The following is a 17,625-nucleotide window of genomic DNA, read 5'->3' as shown; positions in this document are numbered from 1 at the left end:
GTCCGGAGGAGCGGGTCGATTATGTCCCGGGTAAATAGATAAATTTCCAAAGGAGGAATGTTGATAGACTTCGAGTCATTCTGCAGTAAGAGATTCTGTTAGTAGTGCCGAACCCATGGTCCCGGCCTCTGTAGAGCTGAATTGTTTATGGTAGAGGCTAGCATAGAGTCCGTTGTGCTCCAGAAGTGCATCATGTGTCCCTTCTTCGGCGATGGTCCCCTGGTCAAGAACTATAATCCGTGAGGCATCCCGTACCGTTGACAATCGGTGGGCTATCACGAGGGTGGTCCTGTCTGTCATTAGCCGTTCGAGTGATTGCTGCACCAGCCGTTCGGACTCATTATCAAGTGCTGATGTGGCTTCATCCAGCAGCAGGAGCGGTGCATTACGCAGGAATGCTCTGGCGATGGCCAGGCGTTGCCTTTGACCACCGGATAAGGAGGAGCCATGTTCACCAATCATCGTGTCATAGCCTTCCGGCAGGCGCATGATAAATTCATCTGCACCTGCCAAACGGGCGGCTTCTCGTATCTCCCCGTCACTTGCCTCAACCACGCTGAATGCAATATTCTCCCGGATACTGCCGGCGAATAAGTAGGGGTTCTGCGGTACATAGGAGATCATCCGGCGGGCCTCTTCCAACTGACCGTTTACGGCATTACCGCACACGCTGATACTACCGGCTTGCGGTTCGTACAGTCCGCAGCATAAGCGCACTAGGGTTGTTTTACCCGAGCCGCTTGGTCCGACAATAGCGACGGTCTCGCCATGCTTTAGCTGGAGATTAATCTCTGATAAGCCGGCCCTCTCCTTGGACTGCGGCCCAGCGAAGCTATAGCACAGCCCTTGTATACTTAATACACTCTCCTCAGCAATGGCAACTTCTCCAGGGGAAGAGAAGCGGTTACTGTATGTAGAGACTTCACCTTCCAGAGTAGCATCAAGAATTTCAAATACACGATCAGCTGCACCGAGTGATTCTTGTACCCCGCCCCAGGTCTGCGACATTTCGACGAACGGCCATTGAACTCGTCCCATCAGGAGGATGAAGGCAAGCACTTCACCTGCTGTGGTCTCTCCCCGCATCGCTGATCTTGCAATAAGTACAGCACAGCTGATCATTACAGCGTTGTTGATGAAAGCGGAAGAATGCCAGAGCAGGGCATTCAGCAGGGTTCTTTGCTTTTGAAGCTGGTTCAGCTTTCCGCGTTCAGTGGCATACCTGCTGAGCAGCATATTCTCCAGTGAAAATGAACGGACGACCTTCATCCCTTGGGTAGTCTCCTGCAGAATTCCCCGTAACAGGGCTTCCTGGGCATAGATCTGCGTGAACAGCTTGCGCAGTTTGCGGTCAAAGAAACGTCCTGACAGAAAGACCACGGGTCCCGTGCCAAGTGCAAGCAGTGCGAGCCATACATCCATATTGGCTAAGTACAGAAATGCTACCAAGCAGAGCAATAGATTATAACCCAGATCGTAAACCAGACTACTGATCATTCCCATGGCTGCACCCACATCCTTAGTATTACGAGAGGTCAGATCGCCGGAGTGCATAGCTTCCAGCTGGCTGTAAGGCAGCCGATGACTGGTATCAAAAAGCTTTGCCCGGAAATCCCAGGACATACGGCTGTGAACGGTGAAGCGGAGGTAATGCTGCAGCATAAGACAGATGATAGTCACTAGACAAGCCAGGGAACAAATTACGGTTATCCTTGTCAAGGACAGCATATCGGTATTGTTAATAGTATCAATGAAAACCTGCTGAATCGTGGCAAACCCGACATCCAGGGCAAGCTTGGCTGTGAGCAATACCACAGCTGTCAGAAATCCGAGCCGGTATGGCTTGACATAAGGGAATAGCCGCTTGAGCGCTTCCCGAAGCCGGATTCGGCTAGTTAAAGATGAATTATCATTCATTTTTGTAATCCTCCTCCGGCAATCACCTCTGTCTGGACACCTGCCTGGGCCATGGCTTGGTACTTGCCTTGCATGGCCATCAGCTCCCCATGGGTTCCTTGTTCAACAATCGCTCCTGCTTCCATGAAGTAAATATGATCCGCATGCCTGATGGTTGACAGCCGATGGGCAATCACCACCGTGGTCCGGTTCATCATCAGCACCTGCAAAGCCTGCTGAACAACCTCCTCATTATGGCTGTCAAGGGCAGCGGTAGGCTCATCAAGCAGCAACAGCCCTGGTTCACGGACGAAGGCCCGGGCAATGGATAGCCGCTGACGTTCACCCCCTGATAAAGTAAGCCCCCTTTCACCGATAGTCGTCTCATATTGCAGGGGGGTTCCCATAATGAACTTGTGGATACCCGCATTATTGGCAGCAGAGATAACCTCTTCACGTGACGCTTCGGGTCGCCCCCAGGCAATATTCTCGTATAGTGTACCGGAGAATAGATAAGGCTCCTGGGATACGTAGGCGATATGTCTGCGCCAGCTATGCGGTGGAATCGTATGTAAAGGCATGCCGCCATGATGAATGCTCCCTCCATCAGGCACATAAGCTGCAAGCATTAGCTGAAGAATGGTGCTCTTGCCGCTGCCGCTGGCACCTGCAAAGGCAGTTACCTTTCCGGGCTCAATCCGCAGATGGATGCCGGATAATACATTGTGTTGTCCGTACCCGAAGGTGACATTACGGAATATAAGGGGCAACTGACCGGCTACAGGCTGATTATCTTCAGTCCATGCTTCAGGGTGCTGGTCTGCAGCGTCTGTATTAGCCGGCCTCTCGCCTTCTAAGGGCAGATCCATAATCTCAAATAAACGTTTACCTTGTGCCAGTGAAGCTTGTAATTCAGTCCATAGATTGGCAAGCTTGGATATCGGGTTAGAAATTTGCTCAAAACAGATAAGAAAAGCGGCAACGGCCCCTACATCAAGCCGGCCTCCGACTACCAGGTAGCCACCATAAGAGAGGACATAGAGCAATCCGCCGAGGGTAACAGCCAGAGGCATATTGTAGCCTACGGCTTCAACTCGTGATACTGACAAGTGAACGGTGTTAAATTGTCGGACTCTATGGTTGAACTGCCCTAGCAGGCGGGAAGCAAGGGAGAAGGCACGCACGACCTCAGCGCCCTGTATCGAATCCTGAACGAATGCCTGTTGTTCGCTCTCGATACTCTGGCGCTGCTCATTCATCTTGCGAAGCCGGAAGGTAAAGGGAAGCATGACCAGCGGGACCAGCGAACAGATGAGTATAGTACCCAAGGTTAGAACAAACTGCAGAGACAGAAGATAAGTCAGCAGAAATGCGATTTGCAATAGATTGCTGATCAGTTCGATGGTCTTCCTGTTCATTCCTTGCTGGGCGGCTGGTACAGAATCGTTCATCCGGCTGATCAGATCGGCGGAATGATAACGGTCTAGCTCTTTCATCTGAACGTTCATCAATCTTGTCAGCAGTGAGACCTGAAGCCTGGAGGTGGATTTGATCTCCAGCAGTCCTGAGAGATATGTATTCAGAAAGTGGACTCCAGCATCAATAACTATAATGACAACGGCAAGAGTCATCGCGGCTGCAAGACCGGAAGTGTCATGGTGTGTAGCCGCATTAATAATACGCCGTAGAATTTCAGCTATACCTACGCTTGTAAGTGAGATGATGGCTGCAATAAAACACAGGATGATATACCAGCCAGTATAAGGTTTGCCTAGCTTCAGCAAACGGATAAAGATATTTTGGGCAGCGGCGGGCTGTTTATCTAGTGGTACTGCTCCGGTATTAGTGGTCCGATCCAAGGGGAACCCCTCCAGTTAATAATTGGGTCTTAATCCAGCATGACTTTTGTTGTTAAGGCAAGCAGATTGCGCAAAGTATCGGTTCTGAGCACGTAATACAGGCGGTGATCTACCCGTTCGATGTCCAGAAGATCCAAGAAAAATAGGAAGTTGGCATGATAATTCACAGCTGCAGGTGTGATGCCAAGCGCAGTTGCGATTTCCTTACCATAGTGCGGCCGCTGTTTGAGCAGAAGCAGGAGATCCAGACGCCGTTTATCCGAGAAGGCCTTGAGGAACAGCTCGGTCTTCTCCCGGTCGGCAACGGGTCCGTATACGCGGTCATTGTGTATGCCGAAGATGACCCAGCCTATCAGCCCGGTTTCCGTATGGAAATTGTAGAAGCTGTTGTTCACCTGCGAAACAAAGCTGACATGGAAGGTGGCAGGGAAGTCAAAGAGTGCAGGCTCATTCTTATGAAGTTCACGAATAAAAACCTCCGGATTACTGCGGAACTGGGCCTCATATCGGAGTGTGGCCTGTTCAGAGATTGCTTGAATCCGGTCTTTCCAGTGAATGAAAACATCCTGATGGAATTGCCGCAGGAGCTGTATGTAACGCAGCTTGGTTTCTTGCGGACGCGCAAGGCATTCAAGCAGCGGACCATGGGCTTCTACCACCTCAGGCTGAGGTTGCGTGTCCGAAGCAAGTTCTAAGAGTTTATTGAGATCCTTTTTGACCACCTCCCAATCGTTGCCCTTCAGCAATGCCTCCAAATTATCGTGGTAGACGCCATATACCATCTCTGAAACGATATGCTCAGCAGGGCTATCCTCCAGTCGGTTGATCCATTCTTCGGCAGTCTGCGCTTCTGGGTAGGAACAGGCAGATTCATATAGCGGGAAATCCAGAGCATTATGAAAAAAGTTGTGACGGAAAAAAAACATCAGCTCACGAGTGAAATGAGGTGACAATAACTTTCGGGCATCTTCAAAATAAGTCCCCAGCAGCTCATCAATTTCGATTTTATACTCCGCTGCCAGATCTGCCAGCTGATCCTCACAGGCCAACATTCCCATGGAAACAATAAACTCAATCGCCTCGTTGTACGCAAAACGGATATTTTTCAGTAGTGTCTCTTGCAAAGAATAGTTCATTTGTTCCTCCCGTTTATACTTTATGTTAAAAAAATTGAATATTAATTATTTATAAGCAACATTCAATATTTACTTAATGTTAAAATAAGCTAAAAACAGGAGTTTGTAAAGTAGGAATTAGATGAGTTTCATTCAGCTAACGGGTGGAACGCCAAAAAACTGCCTCACCGGAAGTCCTACACAGGACTTGGATGAGTCAGTTCGACCGCCGAGTTGCGGCTTTGGAAGAGTTTTAAAGAGGAGACAGGGAACAGTTATGTCAACTGCGACATATACTCATAAGCTGTAATTGCGGAAGACGCTTTTAAAATGCCGGTTCAGATGGGTCAGGTCCGTGAAGCCGAATTCGGCCACAGCGGCATAGATCTCCTTATTCTTCTCGATGAACTGTCCGGCATGCTCGACCTTGCAGTTCAGGAAGAATTGATAGGGTGAGGTTCCGGTATGGGCTTTGAACTCGCGGATGAACTGGTATTTGGACCGGTTGAACTCCCGCGCAAGGTCGCCGAGGTTCAGTACGTGGTCCAGGCTGAAGTACATCATTTCTTTGGCTTTGGCGACAAAAGCATTGTCAATCCGCTGCGCGGTCTGTATTTCCGTATGGGACAAGAGGCTAACCAACTGAATAAGCATTTCGCTGCCCAGTGACTCGTCGGCCCCGCTCTGGACAGCGTGACTGAGATTACAGATACTCTGCGCCAGCTCCCTGTCATATACGATAGGAGCGGTGAAACGCAATTCCTGTTTGCCCAGAATTTCTGCCATCCGGGCAGGCTTGATATACAGCATGATGTAGTCAATGCCGGAAACCGATCACCGTAATGACTATGACGAAGATGAAGGAAGCTGCTCCGTTATAAGGGAGTGCTACAACAGGTTCAATATCCCCATTACCATAACGAAGGATCCAATCCATAGGGCAACTGCCCCTCTGAAGCGCATGGAGCTGATATAGGCGTCACTAGGCTCCCCGTCGCCCTTCGTTTTCCAGCTCTCACTCGCCTGCCAGGTGAAGGTGGGATTCCGGCGGACATATAGTCCAAACGCATTGATTCCGATTCCGAACAGCAATATGATAATTCCATCAAAAGTTCCGATGATCATCAGCTCCCCTGTATGTTCAAAATTTCAGCCGTTAATAACTAATACGTCACTTAGCTTAGGAAAGTTTTATAATAAGCAAAAATGAATGCACTGAACTAGCGAGTGAAGCGCATTGTTATACTATATAGATTGAACTTGGACATACGGAGGGACAAATGAACATCAGCAATCTTTTTTTTTCATATCCATTACTGCAACTTCAGAAGATTCAAGGATACACGGACCTATTCGAAGCGGATTGCCCGGACCCTTGATCATCATGAGCTGATCCTGGTCATTGGGGGACGGGGCAGTGTGATGGTGGACCATAAGAAGCATCCGTTCAGGGCAGGAATGCTGTTCTATATCCGCCCCGGTGTATTTCATTCGATAGAGTTCGATCTGGAGGACCCGATCTACTTCTTGGCTGTACATTTCAGTTATGCACAGGTCCAGCTGATGGAGGGACAGTGGTCATTGGGAGAACAGCCGGAGACGCTCCCGCTGCACACCGCGCAGGATCTGAAGGATTATTATCAGATTGAAGAGAGCTTCAGCAGACTGGTTGAAGGCTGGAATGCCAAGCTGCCCGGATATGAATTTGCCGCGAAGACAACACTGCAGCAGCTCCTGATTGCCATTTACCAGAACAACAAGCGGAGTCATCAGAATTTCTCCACCTCCCTGAAGGTTGAGAAGCTCATCGGGTACATGCAGGAGCATGTCTGCACTACTGTAACCTTGCCGGAGCTGGCCGGGCTGGTACAGCTGCGCATCGCCGCAAGCGGCCGTCAGGCTGCTCCTTATACAGCTGATCAGGTGATAGGGAATGCGGTAAAGCTGGTGGATGCTTTTACACAGAAAGGCGCCTTTGTGGTGCTTGTCAGGGTATCCAGCCTGGATGGCAGGGATATGGTCAGAGCTGTGACCGATTCCGTAGCAGCACCGGTGAATTATCCTGAAGGCTGGGATCAGATTGTACCGGATCTTGCCGGATTCAAGAATACGTACACGGTTACGAAACGGCAATGGGGAGCCTTCTTCGGCACCGATCTGGACCTGCAGCTGCGCCGCCGCGGCATTCAGAGCCTGGTACTCTGCGGCATCTCCACCAGCATTGGCGTGGATACTACAGCCAGAGAAGCCTATCAGCTGGGCTATCAGCAAGTATTCGCAGAGGACGCGATGACAGCAAGCACAAGGGAAGAGCATGATTATGTCTGCCGGACGATCTTCCCGCGAATAGGACGTATCCGGACTAGCGAAGAAATCGCAGCAGGATTGAAATAAGCCATAAGGTACAGCTTCCATAATAAGCCGGGCTATGCAGTATTCAGGATGAACTCTTGAGCTGCCTGCCCGGTTTCCTCGTTGTACATCTTCAACTTAACGGATTGCGGCGGTTTGAGGTACACTTAAGATAAATCGAAGCTCCCTGCGGTTCTGGACCAGGAAAGAAGGGACATGTCCCAACCTTTGTCAATTCAGCGATGTGAAGTATAATAGTCCGATAGTATTTCTTCTGAAGGAGAGTCCTTTGTGTTCAAAATAATGCTAATCGAAGATGATATCACCCTGTTCGGGGAGATCAGGGAGAGGCTTGCCCAATGGTCCTATGAGGTGTACGGGATTACAAATTTCGGTAAGGTACTGCAGGAGTTCTCGGAGGTAAAGCCCGACCTGGTAGTGATTGATATCCAGCTGCCGCAGTTCGACGGCTTCCACTGGTGCCGGATTCTGCGCAGCCACTCCAAGGTGCCGATTATTTTCCTCTCCTCCAGGGACCATCCTAGCGATATGGTGATGTCGATGCAGCTTGGGGCCGATGATTTCATTCAGAAGCCGTTCCATTTCGAGGTGCTGATTGCCAAGATTCAGGCTACCCTACGCCGGGTCTATAATTACGCCAAGGAAGGCACGGAGCTGAAGACCTGGCGCGGAGCGGCGATTGAGTTCGTGAAGAATACGGTCACGGGCAGCGGGGGAGCGGCCCTGCTGACCAAGAATGAGATGATGATTCTCAAAATCCTGCTGGAGCGCAAGAACAGTATTGTGGAACGTGAGGAGATCATCACCAGCCTGTGGGACAACGAGCATTTTGTCAGCGATAATACGCTGACTGTGAACGTGAACCGGCTGCGCAAGAAGCTGGAGCCGCTCGGTCTGGATGCCTACATAGAGACTAAGGTGGGGCAAGGGTATATGGCGACTGAAGAGGCGGCAGAATGATAAGGAAATACATCACCGAGAAGCGGAGCTGGCTGCTCCTGCTGGCCGCCCTCCAGCTGATTATTATCTTCGTGGCCTTTATTGACTCTGCCATACCGCTGCTGCCGATCCTGTACATTGTACTCCTCAATACGCTGCTCTGCCTGGCCTTCGTCTTTCTGCGCTATTCCCGGGAGACCCGGTTCTATAAGAGCCTTGCCTCCTGGGATCAGATCTATGAGCTGCAGGCGGTCCTCGATCCCGGTAGTCCGATGGAGCGGCTGGTCCATGAGGCGGTAAGCGCCCAGACGGACCGCTACAAGCGCGAATCCTTCATGAATGTCCAACTGCTGGAATCGGAGAAGGACGAGCTGCTGGCCTGGATACATGAGGTCAAGACCCCGCTGACTGCCATGCAGCTCATGATAGAGCGCCTGCCGGACGAGACCCTGCAAAGACAGATGATGTACGAATGGCTGCGGATTCACCATCTGCTCGACCAGCAGCTGCATCAGAAGCGGATTCCCTTCATCCGTAATGATCTGTTCATCGAGAAGGTAAGTCTCGCGCCGATACTCAACAAGGAGATCCGGGCACTGAAATCCTGGTGCATCTCCAAACGCATCGGGTTCGACGTAGAGCTTGAGGCCGAGACCGTGCTGACAGACGGTAAATGGCTGGCCTTCATGCTCAGACAGCTCCTGACTAATGCCGTGAAATACAGCGAAGCCTCCGATATCCTCATCCGGAGCCGAGAAGAGGGTGGCCATGTCGTGCTTGTCATTGAAGACAGCGGACAGGGGATAGATCCCAGGGATCTGCCGCGCATCTATGATAGGGGCTTCACCTCATCGCGCTTCCGCCAGGAGGGGGCAGCCACCGGCATGGGGCTATATCTGACCCGGCAGGTTGCGGAGCCGCTGCAGATCAGACTTCACGCTGCTTCCGTGCTTGGGCAGGGGAGTGTGTTTACGCTAACTTTTCCAAGGGAGAATGACTTTCAGCGGCTAACAGGCATGTGACAATAGTGTCACATGCCTGTTCCATTTGTTCGGCGAAGCGCAGGAAAATGATCATCCACCCGCTTATGATAGAGCTATAGAAAAGGAGTGGGGAACAGATGCTTATCATGCAAGCTAACAAAATCTATAAAACCTATGGCAACAAATTCAATAAACAGGAAGTCCTGAGCGGTATTGATCTTCAGGTGGACAAGGGCGAGTTCGTCGGAATCATGGGTCCGTCCGGGTCCGGCAAAACGACGCTTCTGAACGTATTGTCCTCCATTGACCGGGTAAGCAAGGGCACGATCGAAATTGAGGGCAAGGAATTCACCGGGATGAAGGAGAAGCAGCTCGCCGAGTTCCGCAAGCATCATCTCGGGTTCATTTTCCAGGATTATAACCTGCTCGACACCTTGACAGTCAAGGAGAATATCATGCTGCCGCTATCGATTACAGGCATGTCCAAGAAGGAGGCGCACCAGAAATTCGACCAGGTAGCGGGCGAGCTGGGAATCTATGAGCTGAAGGATAAATATCCGGCGGAAATCTCAGGCGGGCAGAAGCAGCGTACGTCTGCGGCACGGGCGTTCGTGCATGATCCGAGTATTATTTTTGCCGATGAGCCGACGGGAGCCTTGGATTCCAAATCTGCGTCCGATCTGCTGAACAAGCTGGCTGCCATGAACAGCAAGCGTGAAGCTACCATTGTCATGGTTACGCATGATGCCGTGGCCGCCAGCTACTGCAGCCGCGTGGTGTTCATCCGGGACGGGCAAATCTACACCCAGCTGAACAAGGGGGAGGAATCGCGGCAATCCTTCTTGGGTGATATTATCAGCACCCAGGGCGTACTTGGTGGTGTCACGCAATGAGTCTGAATTATATTATCCTGCGGAACCTCAAAAAGAACATTAAGAACTATTATCTCTACGTTTTTGCTCTTATTTTCAGTGTGGCCCTGTATTTCTCCTTCGTGACGCTGCAGTTCGACCCGGCCATGCACGAGGTCAGCGGTTCAATCAAAGGCGGGGCAGCCATTGGCGCGTCCTCCGTCCTGCTGGTTGCGATTGTGGCCATCTTCCTGCTGTATGCGAACACCATCTTCATCAAGCGCCGCAGTAAGGAGATCGGGTTGTTTCAGCTGATCGGGCTGACCAAGAGCAGAATCTTCGTGCTGCTGAGCGCCGAGAATCTGATTCTATATTTCGGATCGATGTTCGCGGGGATCGGTGCAGGGTTCGTGATGTCACGGCTGATCCTGATGATTCTTTTCAAAATCCTGGAGGTCGAACAGCTGGCGGCCTTGCGCTTTTCCCCTGAGGCTTTGCAGCGGACGGTGCTGGTTTTTGCCGCCGTGTACGTGCTGATTATGATTATGAATTACACCTTCATCCGGGCCCAGAGCATTCTGTCCCTATTCAAGGCTACGGCCACTTCCCAGACGCGCATTCAGAGAATGTCGCTGTGGGAGGTTGTGATCGGCGTGCTCGGGATGATCAGTATCTGTGGAGGATACTATATCTCCGGGGAGCTGTTCAGCGGCAAATTCACGGGCATGGGCGGATTGATGTATGCGATGATTGCTATCCTCGCACTGGTGATTATCGGGACGTATCTGTTCTACAAAGGCTCGGTCAGCTTCCTCTTCAATCTCATCCGCCGCAGGAAGAAGGGGTACCTGTCCATTCGGGAGGTATTATCGCTCTCTTCCATTATGTTCCGGATGAAATCGAATGCCCTGCTGCTGACGGTCATCACCACGGTATCCGCGCTGGCGATCGGCCTGCTCTCTCTGAGCTATATCTCATATTATTCGGTGGAGTCCTCCGCGCGCGAGAGCTCGCCGCATGATTACGGCTTCCTTCAGAAGGCGGATGAGGCGGGATTCCGGGAGGCGCTCGACAAGGCCGGCATAGGTTATACCACTCTGGAGATTCCAACGGTGCAGGTAGAGGTGGATCTTAAGGAGGTCCTGGATACTAAAAATATCCCCAACAATGACACCAGTCTATTGGCTACCGTGATTAGTGAGAGCAGTCTGAAAAACATGGATTTGCAGCCGGGTGAGGTACGGATTATGGGGTATACGACTACGAAGCAAACCATGCATCAGCTCAAGAACAAGGGGGAACTCGACTTCTCCACCAAGGATGGTGTTATGAAGCAGCAGCTCGCAGGATTGTCAGAGGAGACTGTTCTGCCGTATTATTTTGGCGGAGGTGTTCTGGGGGTGTTCGTGGTGGATGATTCAGTCTTCCAGGAATTGCTTCAGCATAAAGATCCGGATGAGCAAAAAAGAGTGAGCGGCGAAGGAATCTATTACGGTATCAATCTTACCGGGTCCAAGCAGGCCAAGCAGGCTTATGAGATTTATAAGCAGCAGAAGCCGGAGCTGCAAAGCTTCTCGCAATATGAATTTGAGTTCAACCAGCGGACCAATATGGGCCTCATTATGTTCATTGTCGGCTTCCTGGGCCTGACGTTCCTGATCACCTCCGGCTGTATTCTCTATTTCAAGCAGATGGATGAGAGCGAGGAGGAGCGGGAGGGATATACGATCCTGCGCAAGCTGGGCTTCACCCAAGGGGATCTCCTGCGCGGCATCCAGTTCAAGCAGCTGTTCAATTTCGGTATTCCGCTGATTGTCGGGCTGTGCCACAGTTACTTTGCGGTGAAATCCGGCTGGTTCTTCTTCGGGACCGAAATGCTGACCCCGATGTTCGTCGTTATGGGAGTCTATACCGTGCTGTATTCGATCTTCGGCATCCTGTCCGTTCTGTATTACAAGCGGGTAATCCGGGAGTCGCTGTAAAGATATGTAATGATGAGGATAGCCTTGGGGCTGTCCTTTTTCTTTTTAGAGGATTATACTACTGCTGATTTCATCCAAAAGTGTTAAGCTCTTGCCTTACGCAAAACAGGCAGCGATAATGGTATAATAAGACTGAAACGGAGGCTGGACTGGATGGAGCTGCTTGATCCCCGAAATGACTTTTTGTTTAAACGCATTTTTGGAAGTGAAGAGAACCGTGATGTGCTGTTGGCTTTTCTGAACCGAACCTTTGCTGAAGCGGGCAAGCCCCCGCTAAGTGATATTATTCTTCTGAATCCATACACTGACAAGGACTCACCTCGGGATAAGCAGTCCATTCTCGACATTCGGGCCAAGACGACTGAGGGCGAAATTATCAATGTAGAGATGCAGTTGTTCAACAAATATGACACGGAGAAACGGACTCTCTATTATTGGAGTAAACAGTATTCGACTCAGTTGCAGGAGAGCCAGCCGTATAACCAGTTAAAGCGATGCGTGACGATCAACATTATAAACTTTGCTCTGTTGCCGAATACTCTATACCATAACGTCTTTCACTTGCGGGAGGACCGCACGGGAATTCCTTTGCTTGACGACATTGAGATTCACTTCCTGGAGTTGCCGAAGCTGGATGAGCAAGCGGTCTCTCTGGAACAAGGCGGACTGGTGAATTGGCTGTTATTCCTTAAGGGCGTAGACCAAACCAAATGGGAGGTGCTTACTATGAATGAACCTGTGCTGAAAAAAGCCATGAACACGTTGGAGTTTTTGAGTCAGAACGAGGAAGCCCGTAGACAATACGAAGCACGTCAGCGCTATTTACATGACGAGGCGTCGATGTATGAAGCGGCTAAGGTGGCCGAGGCCAAGGGATGGGCTGAAGGTGAGGCTAAGGGGAAGGCCGAGGGAATGGCAAAGGGTAAAGCAGAGGGTAAAGCAGAGGGTAAAGCAGAGGGTAAAGCAGAGGGTAAAGCAGAGGGTAAAGCAGAGGGTAAGGCAGACGCTCAAAAAGAAACCGCTCATAAGCTGCTTGCTCTAGGTATAGAGCTATCTGTTATTGCCGAGGCAACAGGGCTTTCCGTAGAAGAGATTCAGAAGTTAAAGCCGCTACAGTAAGAGTAGCAGAGCTATCAGAGTATAGACAGAAGAGGTGGGGGCGTGTCAGTTACAGTTGGGGAGATTAAATCGATTAACCGTTATCCGGTAAAATCCTTTGCGGGGGAGGCACTGGAGGCTTGTAAGGTTGTATCTTACGGAGTGGAGGGGGACCGGTATTGTTCCTTTTATGATATGACCAAAAAAGACTGGTCCCAGTATATCACTGCCCGGAAGATTCCGAAGATGATGTCCTATAAGGCGGAGTATACGGGGGAAGATATCCGTGTAACGGCTGCGGATGGCCGGGTGTTCGGCTGGGACCAGGAGCTGCTGGACGAAATACAGAGTTTGACCTCTACCGAAATTACGATGTCTGCGTTCAAGGCACCACACCCGGAGGAGCAGTACCCGGAGCTATTATCGGTAGATGGGGCAAGTATTCTGCTGGTGACCGATAAAAGCTTGAAGAAGCTGGAGGCGATGTGGGGCAAGCCAATTGACCAGCGCCGCTTCCGCGGCAACTTTCTCGTGGAAGTGAGCGAGGACTCGCTCGGGGAGGAAGAGTGGCTCGGCCGCCGTCTGTCGATAGGCAGTACAGTGCTGCAAGTGGATAGCTATTGCGAGCGCTGCGTAATGATTACGACAGACCCGGATACCCTGGAACGGGACAGTTCGCTGCTGAAGCAAGTATATAAAGAGCTTAAGCAGCAGTTCGGCGTCTATGCCTCTGTAATCCGCACGGGAGAAGTTCGGCTGGGCGATCAGGTTCATATGCTGGATAACTAAGCTGGACAGGGGTGAACGATATGCTGGAGTTGTCCATGGAGCATGCGGATGAGCTGGTGAAGGTGACACATGCGCTCTCTACGGAGCTAAGACTCAGAATGCTGGCGCTGCTTAACACCCGGAGAATGAATGTAGCGGAGCTGGCTGAAGCGCTGGAAATTCCGGTATCTACGGCAGCCTCCAACGTGAAGGTGCTGGAGCAAGCAGGGCTGATTGAGACCGAGCTGCTGCCTGCTTCACGCGGGGCGATGAAGGTATGCAGCCGGATCTATGATGATATTAAGATCACGATCAATGCTCCACAGCGCCGCCTGCAAGCCGGTCAAGGCGAATATTGCTATGAGATATCCATGCCGATCGGCAATTTCACAGCATGCGAAGTGGCGCCTACCTGCGGTATGGTCAGTGAGAATGGTCCGATTATTTCGGAGGATTCACCGGCGGGATTTTTTCATCCGGACCGGGTGCAGGCCCAGCTGCTCTGGCTGCGCAAAGGTTATCTCGAATACCGCTATCCGCTGGAAATTCCGCAAGGAGCGGTGCTTCACCGGATTCAATTCTCCATGGAGATCTGCTCAGAGGCACCGAATTACGAGAATGACTGGCCTTCGGATATCACACTGTGGATTAACCAGGTGGAGGTGGGGACCTGGACCTCGCCCGGCGACTTCGGCGGCAGACGCGGGAAGCTGAATCCCTCGTGGTGGATTGATACGGGAACCCAGTTCGGCGCACTCAAGACCTGGAGCGTAGATAATACCCGCAGCACTATCGACCATCAGGAGCTATCTGCTGTTAATCTGGAGCAGTTGGGCCTCACCGGCCAGAACCACGTGGATCTGCGGCTGGGCGTGAAGGAGAATGCGGTCTTCAAGGGCGGCATGAACCTGTTCGGCAAAAAATTCGGCGATTATGAGCAGGATCTGGTGATGAAGATTTTTTATAGTGTAAAGGCCTAGAAGGAACATGAGATGAGCTTATTGTGAAGAACCTGCTGCTTACGGCGGGTTCTTTTTTATGAGTATTGTGCATTGACATTTCAGCGGATTCTGCAATAATTAGTACATATTTATTGTATTAAAACAAAAATATTGTTATTAAGGAGTGTGCGCATTATAATGACAACCCGGCACTATATCAAGGATTATCCGCGGCCGCAGTTCGTCCGTGACGCCTGGCAGAGCCTGAACGGGGAATGGGATTTCCGGTATGACGATGACAACACGGGGGAGCGGGAGAGATGGCATGAGGAGCTGCACGGCGATCTGAAGATTCAGGTTCCGTTCACGTATGAGACGGTGGCGAGTGGAATCGGCGAGACTACGTTCCATCCGTATGTATGGTATGAGCGGGAGGTACAACTACCTGACACCTTGGGCAACAAGCGGGTGCTGCTGAATTTCCAGGCGGTGGATCATATCGCGAAGGTGTGGGTGAACGGCAGCTATGCCGGGGGGCACCAAGGCGGGTACGCGGCTTTTACACTGGATATCACAGATTATCTGAACACAGGTGCCGGAGCGCTGAACCGTCTGACCGTCAAGGCAGAGGATAGTCAGAGCTGTACACAACCACGGGGCAAGCAGCGCTGGGTGGATGAGAATTTCGAGTGCTTCTATGTGCAGACCACGGGAATCTGGCAGAGTGTGTGGCTGGAGTATGTATCCCCTTCGTATCTTAAGTCTGTCAAAATCACTCCGGATCTCGATAACCGCTCGGTCCGCTTCGAATACGAGGCTCAGGTGGCAGCCCCGAATCTCCGACTGGAGACCCGGATCAGCACGCAGGAGAAGACCTTCAAGCAGGTCTCGCTGCATATCGACCGGTCTTGGCAGCAGCTGGATGTAGAGCTGACCCATGAAGCGAATGGCCCGTGGAAGCTCCAGTCCTGGTCGCCCGCTTCGCCGGTGCTATATGAGGTGGAGTTCGTTCTGTACGAAGGGGACAAGGTGATCGACCAGGTCTACTCCTACTTCGGACTCCGCAAAATCTCCATCGAACAAGGCAAGGTGCTGCTCAACAATACGCCAGTGTACCAGAAGCTGATTCTGGACCAGGGCTATTGGCCGGACAGCCATTTGACCCCGCCTTCGGAGGAGGCGCTGATTGCCGATATTGACGCAATTCTCGCGATGGGCTACAACGGGGTACGCAAGCATATGAAGATTGAGGATGCACGCTTTCTGTACTGGTGTGATGTGAAGGGACTGCTGGTCTGGTCGGAGATGGCGGCCACCTATGAGTTCAATGATGAGGCCGTGGAGCAGTTCACGAAGGAATGGACCGAGATTGTCCGGCAGCAATATAATCATCCCTCGGTGATTACCTGGGTGCCTTTTAACGAATCCTGGGGCATCCCGCAGATCTACACGAACAAGCGTCAGCAGCAGTTCACTGAGGGCATCTATCATCTTACTAAGGCGATGGACCCGGATCGTCCGGTGATTGTCAATGACGGCTGGGAGCATACGATCAGCGATATTATTACCCTGCATGATTATGAAGAGAGCGGAGCTGTGTTACTGGAACGTTATGCAGACTCCGGCAGTGTGCTTGGCGGCAGCTCCTCGTTCAATAACTGGAAATACGCGATGGCCCAGGGCTACGAATACCGGGGTCAGCCTGTCATAGTCAGTGAATTCGGGGGCATTGCATTCAACACCGGCGAGGGGTGGGGCTATGGGGAGCAGGTCAGCAGCACGGAAGCCTTCATTGAACGGTTCCGCAGCATCACGCAGGCGATCAAGGATACACCTTACATCTGCGGTTATTGCTACACTCAGGTTACGGATGTGCAGCAGGAAGTGAACGGACTGTTGAACGCGGACCGGACCCCGAAGATTCCGATGGACGAGATTCGTAAGATCAACCGGTAGAAGGGTCTATCCGCAGAGCGGAGATCAGGTGATCAGCTCCGGGACCGGACAGAACCCAGGATTCGCGGTGCACAGAGCTGTGGTGAAGTCGGGCCGTGTCTTCCTCAGCACAGCGAAATAACTACGGATGACATGATTCAGCTCAGGACTGCCATTCTGGAAGGATAGGGACTTAAGGGTCTGGACATGGGTGTAATAGTATTTGGTCTTCTGCTTAGGTAGCTTGTAGACGGTTGGCGGAACATACGTAGTGACGTCAAAAAGATTGGCATAGCGGTAGCTGCTGCGCACATACCGGCTGAAGGCGTTGGCAAAATCCGGGTCGCCTACACGCGGAGACCCGTAAGTATACAGCCGGGGGGTGGTGAAGGCGGAGTTGGCAGAAACATCCAGCGCACATAGAGTAGCCAGTGCCCCGCCAAGGCTATGGCCTGTTACATATAGCGTCTTCTCTGGAGACAGAGTGCCAAGCACGGAGAGAATGGCATCCCGAGCGGATGCATAGATATCGGTGAACCCCCGATGGGTCATGCAGGGTTCCTGGATGTATTTAAATTTCTTTTGCGCGGCATTCATGTTCGAGAGCCAGTCATTGGTGGAGATGCTTCCGCGCCAGGCAATAATGATCTCCTGCGGTGATTCCAGAATGAAGCCGAACAGCTCCCACACATTCCCCATCGATTTCGCCTGGAAGCTATGCACGGCCGAGAAGTCCGCCGGTACCACGAACGCACCCTCCGCATTGGCAAATTGGGTATAGGTCTGTCCGCAGACAGCCGCCAGAAAAATCGCCCATTCCGCCTCACCTGTCATGGTACTCATTCTGCATCCCGCCTTTCTTTATATCTGTGTATGATGGGAAGG

General features: G+C 51.5%; 15 protein-coding genes. 9 read left to right on the top strand and 6 right to left on the bottom strand.

The genetic code is table 11. The features are described 5' to 3' along the window. Positions 1-75 precede the first annotated feature (75 nt). From MKY86_RS18405 to MKY86_RS18385, 5 genes are all read right to left on the bottom strand, one after another. Positions 76-1,917, bottom strand: a complete 1,842-nt coding sequence (locus MKY86_RS18405) for an ABC transporter ATP-binding protein (protein ID WP_076081719.1) — start codon at positions 1,915-1,917, stop codon at positions 76-78. Continuing rightward, positions 1,914-3,755: an ABC transporter ATP-binding protein gene (locus MKY86_RS18400; protein ID WP_076081718.1), complete on the bottom strand. Its 1,842-nt coding sequence runs from the start codon at positions 3,753-3,755 to the stop codon at positions 1,914-1,916. Before MKY86_RS18400 ends, MKY86_RS18405 begins: the two co-directional genes overlap by 4 nt. 29 nt (positions 3,756-3,784) lie before the next feature. Further along, positions 3,785-4,891: an ArsR family transcriptional regulator gene (locus tag MKY86_RS18395; RefSeq protein WP_076081717.1), complete on the bottom strand. Its 1,107-nt coding sequence runs from the start codon at positions 4,889-4,891 to the stop codon at positions 3,785-3,787. Between the two features lie 276 nt (positions 4,892-5,167). Beyond that, complete coding sequence (locus tag MKY86_RS18390; protein WP_076081716.1) at positions 5,168-5,680, bottom strand: helix-turn-helix domain-containing protein; 513 nt, start codon at positions 5,678-5,680, stop codon at positions 5,168-5,170. Positions 5,681-5,758: 78 nt separating this feature from the next. Continuing rightward, positions 5,759-5,995, bottom strand: a complete 237-nt coding sequence (locus MKY86_RS18385) for a DUF6199 family natural product biosynthesis protein (protein ID WP_076081715.1) — start codon at positions 5,993-5,995, stop codon at positions 5,759-5,761. A 168-nt stretch (positions 5,996-6,163) separates the two neighbouring features. Here MKY86_RS18385 and MKY86_RS18380 point away from each other — a divergent pair, with 168 nt between their 5' ends. The 9 genes from MKY86_RS18380 to MKY86_RS18340 all read left to right on the top strand — a co-directional run bounded on the left by MKY86_RS18380 (position 6,164) and on the right by MKY86_RS18340 (position 16,761). Next, the gene (locus MKY86_RS18380; protein WP_340827841.1) at positions 6,164-7,264 is read left to right on the top strand and encodes an isochorismatase family protein; all 1,101 of its coding nucleotides are present in this window, start codon (positions 6,164-6,166) and stop codon (positions 7,262-7,264) included. 249 nt (positions 7,265-7,513) lie between these two features. Beyond that, positions 7,514-8,203 carry a response regulator transcription factor gene (locus MKY86_RS18375; RefSeq protein WP_036733129.1) on the top strand — a complete coding sequence of 230 codons (690 nt, stop codon included), beginning with the start codon at positions 7,514-7,516 and terminating at the stop codon, positions 8,201-8,203. Next, entirely contained in the window at positions 8,200-9,204 is a 1,005-nt protein-coding gene (locus MKY86_RS18370) for a sensor histidine kinase (protein ID WP_076081714.1), read from the top strand. The genes MKY86_RS18375 and MKY86_RS18370 overlap by 4 nt, the downstream gene beginning before the upstream one ends. A 98-nt stretch (positions 9,205-9,302) precedes the next feature. After that, the gene (locus MKY86_RS18365) at positions 9,303-10,058 is read left to right on the top strand and encodes an ABC transporter ATP-binding protein (RefSeq protein WP_036733135.1); all 756 of its coding nucleotides are present in this window, start codon (positions 9,303-9,305) and stop codon (positions 10,056-10,058) included. After that, positions 10,055-11,998 carry an ABC transporter permease gene (locus MKY86_RS18360; protein WP_076081713.1) on the top strand — a complete coding sequence of 648 codons (1,944 nt, stop codon included), beginning with the start codon at positions 10,055-10,057 and terminating at the stop codon, positions 11,996-11,998. Before MKY86_RS18365 ends, MKY86_RS18360 begins: the two co-directional genes overlap by 4 nt. Positions 11,999-12,151: 153 nt before the next feature. After that, the gene (locus MKY86_RS18355; protein ID WP_076081712.1) at positions 12,152-13,117 is read left to right on the top strand and encodes an Rpn family recombination-promoting nuclease/putative transposase; all 966 of its coding nucleotides are present in this window, start codon (positions 12,152-12,154) and stop codon (positions 13,115-13,117) included. A 42-nt stretch (positions 13,118-13,159) separates the two neighbouring features. After that, complete coding sequence (locus MKY86_RS18350) at positions 13,160-13,885, top strand: MOSC domain-containing protein (RefSeq protein ID WP_076081711.1); 726 nt, start codon at positions 13,160-13,162, stop codon at positions 13,883-13,885. 20 nt (positions 13,886-13,905) lie between these two features. After that, positions 13,906-14,844 (top strand): ArsR/SmtB family transcription factor, encoded by a 939-nt coding sequence (locus MKY86_RS18345; protein ID WP_076081710.1) that lies wholly within the window; start codon positions 13,906-13,908, stop codon positions 14,842-14,844. A gap of 159 nt (positions 14,845-15,003) precedes the next feature. Beyond that, positions 15,004-16,761 (top strand): glycoside hydrolase family 2 protein, encoded by a 1,758-nt coding sequence (locus MKY86_RS18340; protein ID WP_076081709.1) that lies wholly within the window; start codon positions 15,004-15,006, stop codon positions 16,759-16,761. Between the two features lie 24 nt (positions 16,762-16,785). On the opposite strand, the gene MKY86_RS18335 is transcribed toward MKY86_RS18340, so the two are convergent. Beyond that, positions 16,786-17,583, bottom strand: a complete 798-nt coding sequence (locus MKY86_RS18335; RefSeq protein WP_076081708.1) for a lipase family protein — start codon at positions 17,581-17,583, stop codon at positions 16,786-16,788. Between the last annotated feature and the right edge of the window lie 42 nt (positions 17,584-17,625).

Source organism: Paenibacillus sp. FSL R7-0333 (assembly GCF_038000365.1).
GTDB classification, from domain to species: domain Bacteria; phylum Bacillota; class Bacilli; order Paenibacillales; family Paenibacillaceae; genus Paenibacillus_AQ; species Paenibacillus_AQ silagei.
This window is presented reverse-complemented; position numbering and strand designations above follow the sequence as displayed.

Bases quoted from the DNA above. Each gene is read 5' to 3' on its own strand.
- MKY86_RS18405 (WP_076081719.1), bottom strand. From the start codon at position 1,917: ATGAATGATAATTCATCTTTAACTAGCCGAATCCGGCTTCGGGAAGCG.
- MKY86_RS18395 (WP_076081717.1), bottom strand. From the start codon at position 4,891: ATGAACTATTCTTTGCAAGAGACACTACTGAAAAATATCCGTTTTGCG.
- MKY86_RS18390 (WP_076081716.1), bottom strand. From the start codon at position 5,680: ATGCTGTATATCAAGCCTGCCCGGATGGCAGAAATTCTGGGCAAACAG.
- MKY86_RS18385 (WP_076081715.1), bottom strand. From the start codon at position 5,995: ATGATCATCGGAACTTTTGATGGAATTATCATATTGCTGTTCGGAATC.
- MKY86_RS18370 (WP_076081714.1), top strand. From the start codon at position 8,200: ATGATAAGGAAATACATCACCGAGAAGCGGAGCTGGCTGCTCCTGCTG.
- MKY86_RS18365 (WP_036733135.1), top strand. From the start codon at position 9,303: ATGCTTATCATGCAAGCTAACAAAATCTATAAAACCTATGGCAACAAA.
- MKY86_RS18360 (WP_076081713.1), top strand. From the start codon at position 10,055: ATGAGTCTGAATTATATTATCCTGCGGAACCTCAAAAAGAACATTAAG.
- MKY86_RS18355 (WP_076081712.1), top strand. From the start codon at position 12,152: ATGGAGCTGCTTGATCCCCGAAATGACTTTTTGTTTAAACGCATTTTT.
- MKY86_RS18345 (WP_076081710.1), top strand. From the start codon at position 13,906: ATGCTGGAGTTGTCCATGGAGCATGCGGATGAGCTGGTGAAGGTGACA.
- MKY86_RS18340 (WP_076081709.1), top strand. From the start codon at position 15,004: ATGACAACCCGGCACTATATCAAGGATTATCCGCGGCCGCAGTTCGTC.
- MKY86_RS18335 (WP_076081708.1), bottom strand. From the start codon at position 17,583: ATGAGTACCATGACAGGTGAGGCGGAATGGGCGATTTTTCTGGCGGCT.